The sequence below is a fragment of the Shigella sp. FC1544 genome (assembly GCF_001722145.1).
Taxonomy (GTDB): Bacteria; Pseudomonadota; Gammaproteobacteria; order Enterobacterales; family Enterobacteriaceae; genus Escherichia; species Escherichia coli.
Window position 1 is genome coordinate 1 of record NZ_MECT01000527.1, and the last position, 237, is coordinate 237.

Genomic DNA, 237 nt, shown 5'->3' on the forward strand with positions numbered 1-237 from the left:
CGCCACCGAATCGTGCGAGTCGACCGCTAACCCTATCCCGGCGCATCGGCCCAGAACGGCTGGAAAACACCGTGCCCCAGGTTTATCGAGCAAAATATCGACCGGCCTCGATAATCTCATGTATATGTCATCTCAGAGCGCCACCGAATCGTGCGAGTCGACCGCTAACCCTATCCCGGCGCATCGGCCCAGAACGGCTGGAAAACACCGTGCCCCAGGTTTATCGAGCAAAATATC

1 pseudogene is annotated in these 237 nt (G+C 57.4%); it reads left to right on the forward strand.

The window, feature by feature from the left end:
* Window positions 1-33: 33 nt before the first annotated feature.
* Window positions 34-142 (forward strand): annotated as a pseudogene (locus BGK49_RS31760) (efflux RND transporter permease subunit); the annotation flags it as partial.
* Window positions 143-237: the final 95 nt, after the last annotated feature.